Raw genomic sequence first — 16,781 nt, 5'->3', positions numbered from 1 at the left:
TTACTGGAAACTTGCATTACACCAGCATAACTTTTAGCTTAATGCCCCCGTATAGAATAAGTAAGAGTTCGTAGCAACAAACACCAGACGAGGGAAAGACACATGAAAAGTACGTGCTTAAGAGTCTTGCAGGTGAGCTGTTTATCGATCGCGGCAGTCACCAGCCAGGTGATGGCTGATACCACTCAGGCTACCTGTGAGTTCTATCACCATGGCGACAAGAAGAAAGGGGCCAGCGGCCCGTGCCAATTCTCGCAGCGTCAAGGCTATGTGGATATCCGCCTTACCAATGGTAAGCAGTGGAACCTTTCGCCTCATGGCGAGGCAAACCACTTCCGTGACCAGGATGGTCATAAGGTTAAGCGCAAGAACGAAGGTGATACCCAGGTCTACAAATGGGAGGAACGCTCGATTCATGTCCACTTCAAGGGCTCACACTCGGGAGACGGTCATCATTCGTCACATCACAACGACGGCAACACCCCACACGACCTGAAAGACTTGATCGGCCAGCGCGGTGGCGAAGCCGAGGACAAGCTAATGAACCGCGGCTACAAGCTGGCGAATAGCTCAACGTCCGGTAAAGATGTGTATAGCAACTGGCGTCATAAGCACGGGAGGAAATGGGGACAGACCACGATTAACCGCATTCGAGCAGCCTTCCCTGCACTTCCTCCCTCGAAGCCAGAGCCGGGTCGAGCTTAACGTAACGAGAGCAAGTTCCAGAGTACCCAGGGATCAACCCCTGCGAAACACTATCTCACCGCCGTAACCGTGGTCTGTCCCCTATTAAGTCCCTATTAAGTCGGCAGCTCAGCGGGCCAGGTGCCGGTCGAAAAAATCCGCCATGACCTTGAAGGCATGCCTGGACTCCGGGAGCCCGGTATCCGCATACCAGTAGTGATTTAATCCCTCGTATACATGCAGCTCGGACGGTACGCCCTCCTCCAGGAGTCGCTGATGTGTGGCCAGACCTGCACTCATGGTAAGGTCGCGCGTGCTGGTAATGACCAGTGTAGGCGGAAACTGGGCCATGACCCGGGGGTGCTCAAACGGGCTGACCAGGGGGTCATCCAGACTGGTACCCTCAAAATAGGGCATCTCATTATCACTGGCAAAGTTGGTACCAAACGCTGCTGAAATCACCGCTGAATCGCCACCAAAGACGGCGCCTCCGCCAGCACAGAAAATCCCGACTGCGCCCGGCTGCGGCAGATTGTGCGCGTCGAACCAGGCCACGGACTGCGCGGTAAGGATTCCTCCTGCGGAGCAGCCGAAAATCCCGATTTGTCCAGGTTGGTGATCCTTCAGCAGGTGACGATAGACCGTAGCTACATCCTCACTGGCAGCAGGAAAACGGTGTTCCGGGCCCTGGCGATAATCTACGCTTACCACCTTCATGCCAGCCACATTGGCAACCGGAATGGACTCCAACTGCCCTTCTGTGCGGGCTCCGAACATAAAGGCGCCACCATGCAAATTGATCAGCACCCGGTTGGCATTGTCTTTCAGCACGCCATCAACGGGCTCAAATACTTCGGTATAGACAGAGTCTATCGGCATGACTGTCTCACGCACCGGGTAGAGTTCTCGTGCTTCGGCGATACGCGGAGTGAAGAAAACATCATTAAGTAGCTTGCGCCTGTCTTCAATATCTCCGGTCACCAGTTTGACGACGTGCGGCGCCATCTGCCTGCGCATCTCATTTGCGGCCTTACTTGCCTCAGCACTTGCAAATGTAGAATCAGGGGGACTGTCCAGAAAGCTGCGGCCCACAAAAAAAAGAGTGGTCAGTACCACTCCCCCGAGAAAGATCAACAGCTGTTTCAACAAGTTCCGACTACCTTAAATTCTATAAAACGTCCGGCCAGAGCATAGCAACCCTGTTCAGTGGCGGCTACTGATCCCGGCAGTTGCTCATATATATCGTATCTAAGCTGAACGCTTGGAATTGCGAGCAAGCTTCTTCAACAACAGCAGTTCTTCTTTCAGGTGCTTTACCAGTGCCCAGGGTTGGTCCAATGAATCCAGGTTCACAGTCAACCCGATGTCCAGGGTGTCACCACTACTGATGCAGGTCACATTCAGTGCGATGCCTGCCGCGATCACGGACATTGGAAAGGTGCTTTCTATTTTTGCGCCGGCGAGATAGCGAGGGGCACCATCATTGCGCATTGTGGAGACGGCAAGATGCGCGCCGATAAGATTGGCACTTTGTTCAGCATTCACCGACCCTATGATCGCTGTGAGAAACAGCGGCGGCAGGCTTTGCACGAACTCCATAGCGCCTTTGGCGTCACCGCGGGCGGCCGTCTTGGCCTGCATCGATGCCGCGTGTATAGCCTGCAATCGGCGGACAGGGTCTGCCTCATCGGTAGCCAGTGTGACGTGCGCATTCGTCACCTTGTTCGACATGTCCTCGTCACCCTCCGCTCGCAACGATATCGCCATGCCAGCACGGAGCGGGTGTTTGGGCAGTGCGTCACGAGCGGAGAGATACTGGCGCAGGGCGCCACCTACCAGTGCGAGTACAACGTCGTTGAAGGTAACCGCGAAATGCTGCTTGATACGCAGAATGTCTGCCATTGGCAGGGAACCGAAAACAAAGCCGCGGGCATTACCGATGTCTGCGTTCAACAGTGGATGGGGAACAAAAGGCGGCGCGGCATTTCTTTCAGCACGCCGCCAACTCACCCCCTCTAGCAGCTTCGGCAGCAGGATCGTGGCGATACTCTCGGTCATCTTGCCCGACGAACGCAACAGGTGCAGCGTTGTACGCAATGACAGCTCGTAAGGTGACGGGGCGCGGCCAGCCTGAATGTCAGGGGGCTGGATGCCGGCCTTGCGCGCTCGCGCATTGGGTTTTGCGTCGGAGAGAAGATCGAGCAGACGAATGGCACTCTGGCCGTCCATAAGGCAGTGGTGGAATATCATCATCACTGCCACTCTGCCGTCGGCAAGCCCCTCGATGTACCACATCTCCCACAGCGGGTGACGACGATCAAGGTGACGACTGTAGAGCAGCCCTGCCAGTTCGCCGAGGGCGGCACGATTTCCAGGCTCGGGAAGGGCAATGCGGCGGATATGGCGGTCAATGCTGAATGCCTCATCCTCTACCCAATAGGGCAGGTCCAGACCCACGGGCACCTCGTGCATTTTCCAGAAAAACTGGGGAACGAGCTTTACCCTTTCGGCCATACGCTTGCGGAATTTAACAAAGCTGAGGGGCTTTGTATCCCCAGGATCAAGAACCATCAACCCCGCCGTATGATTGTAGGTGCTGACATTCTCACTGGCGATAAAGATGGTATCAGTGGCGTTGAGCTGTCTGAACTGACTCATGAGCGGCTTGCCTCTCTTGCCCGGCAGGATGACCTGCCTGTCTCGAAGAATTGCTGCGGCAATTCATCGCAATGAATATAGACGATACTGGAAGCCATGCCTACAAGCAGGGCGCCCGTGAATGGACCCAGCGGTATAACCGCACGGTGCGCAACCGAACACAACGTCGCCAGGGCCGCCTTGCTACCCACACATTCACAAGCCTATACGGAGGTAACGCTTCTTCCGCCTCAAGTCGTGATCGCGATCTTAAGTACCCCATCGCGCTGGTTCGCAAACAAGTCGTAGGCTTGCTCAATTTGTGCGAGATTATAGCGGTGGGTGACAAGCGGCCTGGTATCGAGACGGCCGCTGGCGATAGTATCCATCAGCCGGCGCATACGCTCCTTGCCGCCTGGACACAGCGTGGTGATCTTGTGGTCACCGAGGCCCGCCAGGAAAGCGTCGAGAGGAATTTTCAGATCGCTTGAATAAACCCCGAGGGAAGAGAGTGTGCCACCTGGGCGAACCACGCGCAGCGCAGCTTCAAAGGTGTCTTGCCGACCCAGCGCTTCGATTGCCACATCGACCCCGCGACCGCCCGTCAGCCGCATAATTTCGTCGACCGGATCGGTCTTGGTGAAATCGACGACATAATCGGCGCCCATCACCTGAGCGATTTTCATCCGCTCAGGCACGGCTTCAACGCCAATTATCGTCGATGCACCCATCAGGCGGGCACCCGCCAGGGCGCACAAGCCGATCGGCCCCTGAGCAAAGACCGCAACCGTGTCGCCGATGCGGATGTTTCCGCTTTCCGCCCCGGAAAAGCCCGTCGACATGATGTCGGGGCACATCAGTACCTGCTCGTCCGATAAGGCTTCAGGAATGGGAGCGAGGTTTGCCATTGCATCGGGCACCAGCAGATACTCCGCCTGTGCCCCGTCGATGGTGTTGCCAAAACGCCAGCCGCCCAGCGGCTCAAAGCCGTGTTGGTTGTCTGGACCGTCCTGGGAATGGCAGCCACAAAGCGACGCGTTACTGTGGCCGCTGGGGCAGATCGCACCGGCGATAACGCGCTGGCCCTCTTCGTAACCGCGAACAGCCGAACCCAGCTTCTCGATCACACCCACTGGCTCGTGCCCTATGGTCAGGCCACGCTCGACAGGGTACTCGCCCTTCAGGATATGAACATCAGTACCGCAGATGGTCGTGGTTGTGATGCGGATCAGCGCATCAAGCGGACCCACATCGGGGATCGGTTTATCCTCGAGTACGATCCGATTGGGTTCAACGAATATTGCCGCTTTCATCATCCTGGACATGTGAGTCTCCTCCGGTTCGAATACGTACGACGCTGCCACATTCCTACACCATACCCCGGTCTCCATGGGTCGGCGCTGATGTGAGTCAAACGAACCGTTCCGACAACTTAAAGACGCATAATCCGTCGCGTCGGCATAGATGAAAACGCGCATTAGAAAGCCAGGGAAACTTCAGACACACAAGCAGGGCAATCAGTCGAAGGACTCAATCAGCTCCCTCACATCTTCGCTGAACAACCTGCGTTGTTCGTGCCATGAATAGAACATGTGGCCGCCCTCATAAAGCTTTTCCGTGACTCGCCCTCTGGCCTCGGCTGTCATGCGGCTCTGGTGCATCAGGCGTTTGCTGGCAAAGTAAGGTGTCACGGTATCGTACTGGCCGTGAACGACCAGCACTTTCATCGCCGTATTAGTGGTCACACCGGCACGAAAATCGTCCATGGACTCGGCCAATTGGAACAGGTCAAACTCCTTTTCATCGTTTTTCCAGGCCTTGTGAGCTTCATGGTTAAGCACTGTATATTCCAAGTCCGTCGACACGCCCAGCTCACTGCGCTGCCACTGGTAAATGGCGGCGGCATAAAGGTTCATCGTATTGAACAAGGCTTCATTTATCGCCGCTTCATTATTGGTACGATTGGGAAATGCGTCGCCTGAGGTGAGGCTACCGTCGTAAAGATCGGTAATCCGGTGGTCCTGTTTCTTTAACAGACGGGCAAAGTCGACGAAGGTGATGCGGCCTTCGGATTCGATAACAAACGAGGCCTCCAGCCCAATCATATCGGCCACCCGGGTGAAGATTGCGTGTCGCTCGCCATCGTCCATCATCGTCCCGGCGACCAGTGCACGGGCATAATCGGAGATGGCGAATTTTTCCGCCGCTTCGAGAACGTCAGACATCGGCGTGCCGGCTTCTGTATGTCGGCACAGAGCATGCTTATGCGCTATGCCTACATATACTGGCAGCTGATTGACCCACTGACTGGTGCTGTAGTCTGAGTCAGAAGCATCGCGGAACTGCCAGATTGGCGAGATAACAACCAGGCCATTGACGACCAGTTGGAACTCCTTGGAAAAGAGTTTAACCAGCCTCGCGGCCCGGTATCCACCGTAGCTTTCGCCCGCGAAAAACAGGGGGCTTTGCCAGCGGTTATGCGCGGTGAGAAACTTGCGCATGAACTCTGCAATGCTGGCAAGGTCCTTCTTCACCGCCCAGTAGGGATTGTCCTTTTTCTCTGCTGGTTTATCAGGGTCGGCTGTTTTTTCGGTTCGAAGCCGGCTATATCCGGTGCCGATGGCATCGATAAAGACGAGATCGGTAAATCCCAGCCAGTGGGATGGGTTGTCAACCAGGCTTTTGGCTCCTGCTGCCTCGTGGCCTTCTTCGTCATAGGCTACGATGCGCGGCCCGGCACATCCAAACTGCAGAAAAACCGAACTGCCGCCCGGACCGCCGTTAATACAAAATGTGATCGGTCTCTGCTCGCTATCGTCTTTCACCAGATAGGCGGTATAGAACATATCAGCGGCCGGTTTCTCGTCGATATGCAGTGGCATCCAGTCGGCGACTACCTCAGTGACCAATTCTGTAGACCCACTAGTGAAAGTAAACGTCTTTTTGCCGCCCTTGTTTGCCTGGCTATCGTCTGAATTTTTATCGTTGTTGTCGCTCATGGTCAGCGTCTCCCTGCTACGTTTGGTGGTGGCCATTTCGTCGGCCAACATCTGCGTTTTCCGTAATCGGTCAGTGTAGCTCAATTTCAAACGACACAGGATCCGGGTTTTATCCTTGAAGGCGGTAGAATGGTAGAGTAACGCTTTACCACCCAAAACTGCGGTGCTTGCCCAACTGACTGGGACTCCAGGATGCCGGTCCACCGCCCATCCCTACACGAAATAGTCGCAAACAGTTAGGATGGGATCGCTTAATAACTACAGCAGCCCAAGACTATGCAACCAACCTGCTTTGAATTCACCGGCGAAGACGGCATTACGTTAAAAGCCGACGCCTACGGTGACCGTAATAACCCACCTGTCATTCTTTCGCATGGCGGAGGCCAAACCCGCCATTCATGGGGCGGCACCGCCAGCGAGCTCGCATCGCGCGGCTGGTATGCAGTTGCGTATGATCACCGAGGGCACGGAGAGAGCGAATGGTCCGAAGAGGGACTGTATGACCTCGCACACTTTTCCCTGGATATGGCGTGCCTGGCTCGCTCTTTTGATGAACCACCGGTTATCGTTGGTGCATCATTAGGGGGCATTGCCGCGATGCTTGGCGCCGGTGAAATCCATCAGGAAATGTTCAAAGCGATCGTATTGGTGGATGTGACACCCAGTCTCAACCTTGACGGTGTGCAGCGTATATTCGACTTCATGAATGAGCACATTGAACGCGGATTTGGCAGCCTGGAAGAAGCCGCCGATGCTGTAGCGCTATACACCGGCCGTCCGCGACGCGATGACGCCAGCGGAATGCGTAAAAACCTGCGTGAGAAAGATGGGCGCTTTTATTGGCACTGGGACCCCAAGTTTTTTGCGCAAAGCGAGGACAGCCCGGAGAAACCCACAAGAGTGATCGCCGCTGCACGCGCTATCACTCTGCCGGTGCTGCTGATTCGTGGCCGCGCCTCAGACGTCGTTACCGAAGCCGAAGTACAGGAGTTCTTGGAACTCATTCCTCATGCGAGCTATGTTGATGTGGAGAAAGCCAGACACATGGTGGCCGGTGACCGGAATGATATTTTCACTGAAGCAGTGCTTGGGTTTCTGGAAACGCTGTGAATGAAAAAACTACAAAACCGGGGACAGACCACGGTTAACAACTTCCTACCGGCCTTCCCGAGTTCCCCGGCACTACACGGCGCCCAAGTATCTGTTCTATATCAGCGCTAAACCGACTGTCGCCCAGAACATAGTTTCCTTGCGTGGCACGCCGGATTTCTTCGGTTGTCTTGCCGTCATCGTGCACACGGAGCAGGTCTCTGTATGCACGACATCTATCCTGCGCCGAGTTGCCAAGAGACATGTAGTGTGGATGATGAGAGATCAACTTGTCAGACCTCCCTTCTCCATTGCATGCAAAACTGGACCAGTGATACTGCCCGGGCCTATCCACCATCGCAGCGCGCACCGGATTCAGTTCAATATAACGAGAGCAAACTAGCAGGTAGTTTTCACTTTGTGCGAGACACGACCTGAACCGCCCTTCCCACAATGTACCGCTGCGCTGATACTTCCGGTTGATGTATTGCACGTAGCGCTGCCCGAGGTTCTTCATCATCAGTGAGGGACCGCTTGCGGTTTCCGGTGTCAGCAGGATATGCACATGATTCGTCATCAGACAGTAGGCATGTATAGCGCAAGCGTATTTCCGGGCTTGTTCTTCCAGCAGATGAAGGTACAGGGAGTAATCGCCTGGTGAGTAGAAGCAGGCAGATCGATTATTACCACGCTGGATAATATGCCAGGGAATACCTGCAACCGCGATTCGAGCTCTCCTGGGCATGATGACATCCATATCAGACATGGCAGACTGCCGGCACAGCTTCTGCCTTCGACTGATTGTAGTCGTGGATTGGGGAGTACCCAATGATCAAATGTGGTCGCTCACAAGCTGGATACTGAAAACCGTGGTCTGTCCCCTTTTCTCCCTTTTCTCTCGTGATCTGTGCGGGGGCTGCTACAATGCGCGAAAGCACAAATACGATGAGGGATGTTTACGGTGACACAGCAAGCAGACTTGGTGATTCGCAACGGACAGGTGGTAGATGGCAGTGGGAAACCCGCGTTTCAGGCTGACATCGCAATTCAGGACGGTCGAATTATCGCGCTGGGCACCGGTCTCGCGTTTCAGGGCCGCGAGGAAATGGACGCCACCGGGCAGCTGGTCACCCCCGGGTTTGTAGATATCCATACCCACTATGACGGACAGGTTACCTGGAGCAACAGCGTCACACCATCTTCCCAGCACGGTGTTACCACCGTTCTGATGGGCAATTGTGGCGTCGGTTTCGCACCGTGCAAACCCGCAGACCGACAGCGCCTGGTGTCTCTGATGGAAGGCGTGGAGGATTTACCCGAGATCGTGCTGACCACCGGCCTGCCCTGGACATGGGAGAGCTTCCCTGAGTATCTGGACCAGCTGGATCAGCGCGAGTACGATGCCGACATCGCCACCCAGATACCTCATGCGGCGCTGCGTGTGTTTGCCATGGGCGAGCGCGCCGTAACACGCGAACCGGCCACTGCAGAGGACCGTGCCTGCATGGAGCAGCTGGCAAAGCAAGCCATTGACGCTGGCGCCCTGGGCTTCGCTACGTCGCGCACCATCAACCATCGAGCGAGTGATGGCACACCCATTTTCACTCTGGATGCTGCCGAGGAGGAGCTTGTCGCCATTGGGCGGGCATTGCGAGACAGCGGGCGTGGCGTGCTGCAACTGGTGTCAGACTTTTCCGATATTGATTCAGAGCTCGCCATGCTGCGTCGTGTTGCAGAGCAAACAGAGCGCCCTCTGTCTGTGACAGTCATGCAGTGGCACGACGCACCGGACAAGTGGAGAACGGTGCTCGACTGGATTGAGAACTGTCAGCGGGACGGCCTGCAGGTAAAGGCGCAGGTCAGCGGCAGGCCCGTTGGCATCCTGATGGGCTTTGAGACGAGCTTCAATCCCTTCAGCTACACATCCACCTTTAAATCACTGCTCACGCTGCCGCCCGCAGAGCGGCGCCAGGCACTGCGAGATCCTGCCGTGCGCGCAAAGATTATTGAGGAGACCCCTGAGCCATCCGACTTCCCCGGCGACATGCTGCTGCGCAGCTGGGACCTCATGTATCCGCTGGGCGAGCAACCCGATTACGAGCCCGACGCCACGCAGAAGGTCAGCGCAATTGCGGCTCGCCAGGGGGTCAGCCCGGCAACCTGTGCCTACGACCTGATGCTGGAGCAGGACGGCCAGGCGGTACTGATGCTGCCAGTAGTGAATATCGCCGACGGCACCCTGAATGCGGCACTATCGATGCTGCGCCATCCTCACAGCCTCTATGGGCTCGGAGACGGCGGTGCGCATCTTGGGTTTCTTTGCGACGCCAGCCTGCCCACCCATTTATTGACCTACTGGGCTCGCGACCGCGATAAAGGTGAGCGGCTTACGATCCCCGAGGTCATCAAGGGTCTGACCCACGACACCGCAGTCGCGGTTGGCCTGGAGGACCGGGGCTTGCTGCGTGCCGGTTATCGCGCCGATATCAACATCATCGATTTTGACGCGCTTACGCTGCTTCCCCCGCGGGTTGAATATGACCTGCCGGCCAATGGGCGCAGAGTCCACCAGAGCGCTACCGGTTATACCGCCACCCTGGTCAACGGAGAAGTGGTGCAGCGCAACGGGCGCGCAACGGGTGCACTGCCCGGTCGTCTGGTTCGCGGGCCACAAAAACCGGGGACAGACCACGGTTAAACGAAACCATCTGTTAGAACCTGGCTGCCGAAAACGTGGTCTGTCCCCGTTTTCCCCCCGTTTTCCCGCAGCTCCTTGCCTTTCTTTGATACCGATGCTTAACTAAATTTTGCAGCGATAAGAGGGCCCGACCCTGATGCAACTACAAAATAAAACAGCATTCATCACGGGTGGTAGTCGGGGTATCGGTTTGGGAGTCGCCAGGGCCTACGCTGAACAGGGCGCGAACGTGATTCTGGCGGCGCGCGATGTTGAAGTGGGCACGCTGGCACAAGACAACATCAATCGGGATTTCCCACAGGGCCGAGCGTTGTTCCTGGAAACTGACATTACCGATAGAAAACAACTTGAAGAGAAGATTGACCAGGTTGCCACCGACATCGGCGACATCAATATACTGGTCAACAATGCGACCGCAGGGGATGGCCAGCCCACTCGCATGGAATATACCAACGAGCGGGCCATCAGGGCGCTCGCTGAGGTGAACTATCACGCTCCTCTATGGGCCATGCAGAAGCTCTTTCCCAGCATGAAGGCCAACGGCTGGGGAAGGATAATCAGCATGTGCTCTCTGAACGGCATCAACGCCCATCGTTTCTCTGTGGGCTACAACAGCTCCAAAGAAGCCCTGCGGGCACTGACACGCACAGCAGCCGCCGAGTGGGGTCGCCACGGCATCACCTGTAATATCATCTGCCCCGCTGCCGTTACGGCGCCCTGGGAAGCGTATATGGAATGGGAGCCGGAATCTGCGCAAGCCATTCTCAACCTGAACCCCATGGGGCGGCTTGGCGACAGCGAACGCGACATCGGACCATTGGCCGTATTTCTCGCTTCCGAAGGTGCACGCTATGTCAACGGCAACACCATCCACGCAGACGGGGGAGGTCATATCAATGGCGTGCCGTGGTCTGCAGACCTTCCCGACTAAATTGTGAGCGACCAAGAACGCAATTCGGCGATGTCACAGTTTATCCAACTGCCGGCACTGCTTCGGTTATTACGTCGAGGGAAAGTGGACTTCCGTTACTGGGGGTACGTTGCCCAACGCCTCCTGTTCAGCTTGTTTGTGGAACCATTTCGCCTGTATGAGAAGTTGCGCTGGGGCAGCCGGGTAGACGCAACAGAACTGGCCGCACCTCCTGTTTTCCTGCTGGGCATGGGCCGCAGTGGCACCACGCATCTTCATTACCTGTTCTGGCAGGATCCACAGTTCGGCTTTGTTACCAATTACCAGGCGAATTTGCATCCCGTTGCCATGATAGGACGCGGCTGGTTAAAAAAACGTATCGCCGCATCCATGCCCGATACACGCCCAATGGACAATGTGGCCATTACGCTGGATGCCCCACAGGAGGAAGAACTTGCGCTAGTGAGCATCACCGAACATGCGGCCTTTCACTTTGCCAGCTTCCCTCGTTCGCTGCCCGATATATACGACCGTTACGTCACAGAACTGGGTCAAAACCCCGAGGAACTGGCAAAGTGGCAGTCTGCATACATGGATGTACTGAAAAAGGCCACTTTGCTAAACGAGGGTAAACAGCTGGTGCTGAAAACACCGGCCCATACCGGCAGAGTTGGCCTGTTGACCACGATGTTTCCGGGCGCCAAGTATGTATTTATCGTGCGCAACCCATACCAGGTGTATCAGTCGATGCGCAACATGTACCGGATGATCCTGCCCGGGCAGAACTTCCAGGATTTCGAATGGAACATGATCGACAATTGGATACTGCACGCCTACGACAAACTGTTGAACAAGTATCTGGAACAGCGCTCGCTCATACCGCCGGAAGATCTCGTAGAAATACGCTTCGAAGAACTCGACAGAGAACCCATGCTCGTCATGAGAAGAATCTATAGCCAGTTGCAGCTGGGCGACTTTGAAAAGGTAGCCCCGCAGCTACAATCCTATCTGGATAGTCTGGGCAGTTACCGCAAAAACGCGTTCGAATTTCCCGATGAGTTAATCAATACGGTTAACAAGCACTGGGGCTTTGCCTTTGAAGCTTTCGGCTATGAAAAAATGACCACGTTCACGCCGGATACAGAGCACCCGCGCTCACCGCCGGTTGCCCAGGAGGAGATTGCAAATTGAGTATTGAAGCATTCAGGGATACCTGGCGCAGCCTGCTAGCTGGCGAACTACATATTGAACATGGCCACAACGAGTTTATCGGTCATGCCGATACCGTCAGGCAGTTGCTGGATGTCGCGCCGGAGCCCATCAAGGCAGATTTTCAGGCGCTGTACGATCTGCTGGCCGAGGCACGCGATGCCCGGGGAATGGCGGTGCTGGGTGTATTTCCCAGGCTGTGTGATCCTGAGCTCGCGCTTATAGAAGGGCGCATATCCGATTTTATCGCTGAGCATTGCGCCATGCGGTTGGATGATGGCAAGTACTTGGCCGGCGAACTCACCGGTGCACCGCTATCAACCGGCTGGCCAGGCGCTGGCAGCCCCCTGACGAATAACCGCTTTCCCTACCTTTTGGATACGTCCGCGTCCAATTACTTCAGTAACCGCTTCTGGCATGGCGACGGGGCACCCGAAGGATTCTTCGCTGTACCACAGGGGGGAAGCGTTGTAATTCGCGGCCAGTACCTGCGCTGCCGCTACTTCGGCTTTCACCCCAATGACTTCGATACCAACACGCTGCCAACCCTGGTGGACAAGGATATCGATCCGGACCCGGGCAGTCGCAATCCTTTTCGCGAGGAATGTACTGCCCTGGACGAGCAATTTTTTACGATCACGATCCTGTTCGAGCCGCTGCCTGAGAGCCCGACCGCGAACACCATCTATGCAGGGGAAAAGCGCAATGGCGGACCCAACCCCGCGCTATTCCTTCTGCTGCGCACGACCGACTCTGTACTGGGAGCTAACCCGCCCAACAGCACAGGCGTACCCCTACCCTCTGTGACATTGATGGATGCGCAGGGCACGATAGTAGAGCATCACGAGAGTTGCCTCCCCTACGCCAAAGATGAGTATCCGATTGAAACCACCCGGTTCGCGGCGCTCCCAATACCGGATTACCGTGCCCAGGTAGCGGCCGGAAAGTTCAGCACGCGGTCCAACTGGGGTCTGCCCTACGACATACTCGCGAGCGATGACATTCTGTACCTGGGTACTCCATACAGCAGTCGCCTGGGCGAATTGCTGGTCGTCAGGGCAAAACCATTTAGAACACCTGATTTCCCCAACGAACCTGTGTTCTCAGCTGCTGCGCAAATACGTGGTTTCACCATCACCAATTACAATTTTTGGGCGGGCATATGCAACGACGCATTGGTCGACAGGGATCTTACACTGGACCCGGATGGGTATTACACGGTGGTGGTATCAACCGAGCAGAATCGCCCCGGTAACGCAACACGGCAGCAGCATGTGAACTGGATGGACTGGGGTCCCTATCTGGACGGCCAGCTCACCTACCGCTTGCTGCTGCGTACCAACCCCCTACTGCTGCGACTGAAGGCTTTGGCCCTAGGAGAAACCGATGACCCAGAACTGCAGCCCTTTCTTCCAAGGGTAGGACACTGCAGCAGAAAGGACTTCGAAACACAGGGATGGCGAGCGGCCCTGGACTAACCGGAAGGTACCGCCACTCCCCAAGCCACTTAGTATAGCCTCTCCGCTGGCCCTCCTCGCACCAGGCTAACGTAGTACAACAATTGTATTGCCCTGAAATTTCAGCCTGCTATTGTTGGCGAATCAGATGAGCTGCTGCAGAACGCCTGTTTCCTGCGCCCGTAATGTGAAACCTGAGCAGTTGTCTATACTGACGCATATCTATTCATCCAGAAAATAATGGGAAACACATATGTACCTGGTCCTACAACGACTGCTTTTGACGGCGACGCTGGCTGTAGGCATCACTGCCTGCTCTACTGAATCGACCCGCGGTGCAGCGCAGGGCGCTGCCGGGGGTGCAGCAGTGGGGGCTATCGGCGGCATGGTGTCAGCGCTGGTATTTGGCGGAAGCGTAAGCGATGCAGCTGCCCGTGGGGCAGTTTGGGGCGGCAGTACAGGAGCGGTAACCGGCGGAATTCACGGGGCCAAAAAAGGAGAGAGTGCGCGCGAAGCTGAGAGCCGTAGAGTCGCCGCCGAGATGGAAAAGTTGCGCAGCAAGATTGGAGACGATGCCTATCGCGGCCTGGAAGCCCTGGCCCGGTGCAAACATTCGGTTGCAGTTGCCTATGCAGAGGCCGCCCAAACGAACAAAAACTATGACTACGCTCTTTCCGGGTACTGGTTAGAAGTAATGAGCGTTGCAGAGACCGACGGTGAAAGCGCAGCGGAAGCGATGCTGCCCGAACTGGTGGAGCGTGATAGCAAACTGACATCGGTAGGCCAGGCAAGAGTCCTGTTGGTGGAAGTAATTGGAGATCTTGAGGATGTGCGCGAAGAGAGCGGCACCGACAGAACATGCAGCGCATAAGCCTGCGAAAAAACCGGGGACAGACCACGATTAAACACTTACGACCGGCCTTCTTTGAGTCCTTGACTCCCCGGCGGCCTGGCTCTACACGACGCCCGGGTATTTGTTCCATCTGAGTGCTAGGTGGGCTACCGCCCCCTCCCGCAATGTACCACTGCGCTGGCAATCCCGGATAACGTATTACACATAGCGCCGCCCCAGGTTCTTCATCGTCAGTGAGGCCCCGTTTACAGTTTCCGGCGTCAGCGGGATATGCACATGATTTGTCGTCAGAGGATGGACATGCCTGGAACAAGCGTATCTTCGAGCTTGTTCCTTCAGCAGGTTAAGGTAAAGACTGTAATCATCCGCGGATATAAATAGGCACTTCGATTGCCAACACGCTGGCCAATATGCCAGGGGACACCTGCAACAGGCATTCGAGCTCTTCTGGGAATGATGACATCAGTATCAGAATTGGCAGAATACCGGAACAGTTCCTGCGGTCGACTGAATCTGGCGGCGGATTCGAGTTCACTCAATATTCAGATCCGGCCGGTCACAACCTGGCTGCAGAAAACTGTGGCCTGTCCCACATTGCCACAGAAAACTGTGGTCTGTCCCCCTTTTCTGTCATAAGTAACGAGGCACATTGTTTTTGTATCTCAGGTACGTTTCGCCGTGTTGTGTAGCCAGATAGGTCTCTTCCTTACGAACCAGCATGTGAATGAGTCCAAAACCAACAGCTGAGAGAATCAGCAACAGCAGGCTCTGTAGGAACACAGTGTAGGCGGCGAACAGAATAAGGTAAGCGACAAAGTATGGGTTTCGCGTGAATCGATAAATACCGGTTTCGATCAACGTCGTCTGTTGCTCCTCGATTACTCCTACCCGCCATGAATCTCCCAGATCCCTCAGGGAAGCCCAGGCAACAACAACGCTGGCAGACATAAGGATTATGCCCAGCAAAAATGCGGCGCTATCCCATGTTGAGAGCGGCCCCATTTCCCCGGCACCCCGGAAAGCCTCAACAAATGTAAGACCAAGAAAGATAACAGAGAAACCGATAAATACACTGGCCTCTATGTTACTTCCACGGATTGGTTTTCCCAGGCGGCGCCGCAAGGAAAAGTTCTTCACAAAGAACATTCCCTGAAACACTAACTGATGGACGACGATTATCAGTATCGATTCAGTCATATTGCCAAAGCCTTTGCATACTAATCCTGGCTCTCATCCCTGCACTCTTCATCCGGGAATTCAAGTTCGATAGTCGTGTGAATAAAGTTGAACTTGCTCAGGCGATTATTAAGATCAGCCTTAATGCTCCTCTGCTCGACATAGCCAATGCATTCATCCAGCTGAAGATGCGCAGTCATTACGTGACGCTCTCCATCGAGCGACCAAAGGTGGACATGATGTGCCTGCGCCACGTGCTCCGTCTCCAGAAAGACGCCGATAACGTCTGCATACAATGCCTTATCCGGCGTGGCCTGCATGAGCAACGAACCAGTCGTTACGATAACGCGAATGACATTCACCAATATGAAGAGCGTGAACACAATAGACAACAGTGGGTCCAGTATGGGCCAATCCACAAATAGCAGCGTCACAGAAACGACGAGGACCGCCAGCCACCCCAGCACATCCTCCAGCAAATGCCAGTTTAGTACGCGTTCGTTGAGTGTCTTCCCCCGGCTTAGCTTATAAGCGGCGTAGCCATTGACCCCTACACCCAGGATGGCCAGCCCGAGCATTCCGAGTGCGTTGGGGCTCTGAGGGTCGGACAAACGGGGAACTGCCTCGCTGAGGACCCAGAGCGAGCCTGCAATCAGGACGAATCCGTTTATCAACGCTCCCAACAAAGAGAACCGATGGTATCCGTACGAGAACATACTATCGGCTCTCTTGCCGCTGAGCTTACTAAGAAGCCAGGCGAGTCCGATAGACAGGCTATCCCCTAGATCATGCACTGCGTCCGCCATAATCGCTGTGCTGTTAGTTAGCCAGCCGCCGACAAACTCGATGACGGTAAAGGCGACGTTGAGAAAGAATACCCGACCAATCCTATCGGAGGAGGAATTCATATGATCATGTCGGTGATCGTGCATACCATTTTCTTACAGGTTGGTTGTACGTCGCTGGCAACAACCCCTTGTATCTAATCAGGTACGTTGTCGCCTCAGGTTTTTCCCACACAAACCGTGTAGTCAGGTAAAAGATAAACCTTCCTCCAAGAGGAAGGTCA

The 16,781-nt window shown here is 55.4% G+C and carries 14 protein-coding genes; 7 read left to right on the top strand and 7 right to left on the bottom strand.

What is annotated here, in order from left to right; all coding sequences use genetic code 11:
* The first annotated feature begins 102 nt into the window (after window positions 1-102).
* Window positions 103-705, top strand: a complete 603-nt coding sequence (locus tag C0039_RS07495; RefSeq protein ID WP_101517726.1) for a hypothetical protein — start codon at window positions 103-105, stop codon at window positions 703-705.
* 108 nt (window positions 706-813) lie between these two features.
* Here C0039_RS07495 and C0039_RS07490 read toward each other — a convergent pair whose 3' ends face one another.
* The 4 genes from C0039_RS07490 to C0039_RS07475 form a co-directional block, all read right to left on the bottom strand.
* Window positions 814-1,833: an alpha/beta hydrolase fold domain-containing protein gene (locus C0039_RS07490; RefSeq protein WP_101517725.1), complete on the bottom strand. Its 1,020-nt coding sequence runs from the start codon at window positions 1,831-1,833 to the stop codon at window positions 814-816.
* Window positions 1,834-1,932: 99 nt separating this feature from the next.
* Entirely contained in the window at window positions 1,933-3,342 is a 1,410-nt protein-coding gene (locus C0039_RS07485) for a wax ester/triacylglycerol synthase family O-acyltransferase (RefSeq protein WP_101517724.1), read from the bottom strand.
* Window positions 3,343-3,572: 230 nt separating this feature from the next.
* Window positions 3,573-4,646, bottom strand: coding sequence for an NAD(P)-dependent alcohol dehydrogenase (locus C0039_RS07480; protein WP_101517723.1), 1,074 nt, complete (start codon window positions 4,644-4,646; stop codon window positions 3,573-3,575).
* Between the two features lie 192 nt (window positions 4,647-4,838).
* Window positions 4,839-6,371 (bottom strand): S10 family serine carboxypeptidase-like protein, encoded by a 1,533-nt coding sequence (locus C0039_RS07475; RefSeq protein WP_101517722.1) that lies wholly within the window; start codon window positions 6,369-6,371, stop codon window positions 4,839-4,841.
* A 225-nt stretch (window positions 6,372-6,596) separates the two neighbouring features.
* Here C0039_RS07475 and C0039_RS07470 point away from each other — a divergent pair, with 225 nt between their 5' ends.
* Entirely contained in the window at window positions 6,597-7,430 is an 834-nt protein-coding gene (locus C0039_RS07470; RefSeq protein WP_101517721.1) for an alpha/beta fold hydrolase, read from the top strand.
* Between the two features lie 34 nt (window positions 7,431-7,464).
* On the opposite strand, the gene C0039_RS07465 is transcribed toward C0039_RS07470, so the two are convergent.
* Window positions 7,465-8,175: a transposase gene (locus tag C0039_RS07465; RefSeq protein ID WP_207796398.1), complete on the bottom strand. Its 711-nt coding sequence runs from the start codon at window positions 8,173-8,175 to the stop codon at window positions 7,465-7,467.
* A 195-nt stretch (window positions 8,176-8,370) separates the two neighbouring features.
* On the opposite strand from C0039_RS07465, the gene C0039_RS07460 reads away from it, so the two are divergent.
* The 5 genes from C0039_RS07460 (at window position 8,371) to C0039_RS07440 (ending at window position 14,554) form a co-directional block, all read left to right on the top strand.
* Window positions 8,371-10,107, top strand: a complete 1,737-nt coding sequence (locus C0039_RS07460; protein ID WP_207796397.1) for an N-acyl-D-amino-acid deacylase family protein — start codon at window positions 8,371-8,373, stop codon at window positions 10,105-10,107.
* 136 nt (window positions 10,108-10,243) lie between these two features.
* Entirely contained in the window at window positions 10,244-11,038 is a 795-nt protein-coding gene (locus C0039_RS07455) for an SDR family NAD(P)-dependent oxidoreductase (RefSeq protein WP_101517719.1), read from the top strand.
* Window positions 11,039-11,068: 30 nt separating this feature from the next.
* A complete protein-coding gene (locus tag C0039_RS07450; RefSeq protein ID WP_076000923.1) occupies window positions 11,069-12,208 on the top strand; it encodes a sulfotransferase family protein in 1,140 nt (379 codons plus the stop codon).
* A complete protein-coding gene (locus C0039_RS07445) occupies window positions 12,205-13,704 on the top strand; it encodes a hypothetical protein (protein WP_101517718.1) in 1,500 nt (499 codons plus the stop codon). The genes C0039_RS07450 and C0039_RS07445 overlap by 4 nt, the downstream gene beginning before the upstream one ends.
* A gap of 232 nt (window positions 13,705-13,936) precedes the next feature.
* Window positions 13,937-14,554, top strand: coding sequence for a hypothetical protein (locus C0039_RS07440; RefSeq protein WP_076000921.1), 618 nt, complete (start codon window positions 13,937-13,939; stop codon window positions 14,552-14,554).
* Window positions 14,555-15,166: 612 nt separating this feature from the next.
* Here C0039_RS07440 and C0039_RS07435 read toward each other — a convergent pair.
* A complete protein-coding gene (locus tag C0039_RS07435) occupies window positions 15,167-15,733 on the bottom strand; it encodes a methyltransferase family protein (RefSeq protein WP_076000920.1) in 567 nt (188 codons plus the stop codon).
* A 20-nt stretch (window positions 15,734-15,753) separates the two neighbouring features.
* Window positions 15,754-16,644 (bottom strand): cation diffusion facilitator family transporter, encoded by an 891-nt coding sequence (locus tag C0039_RS07430; RefSeq protein ID WP_101517717.1) that lies wholly within the window; start codon window positions 16,642-16,644, stop codon window positions 15,754-15,756.
* Between the last annotated feature and the right edge of the window lie 137 nt (window positions 16,645-16,781).

It is taken from the genome of Pseudohalioglobus lutimaris (assembly GCF_002866825.1).
In the GTDB taxonomy this organism is placed as follows: Bacteria; Pseudomonadota; Gammaproteobacteria; order Pseudomonadales; family Halieaceae; genus Halioglobus; species Halioglobus lutimaris.
The sequence above is the reverse complement of the archived record's forward strand: the minus strand, read 5'-3'. Positions and strand labels throughout refer to the sequence as shown.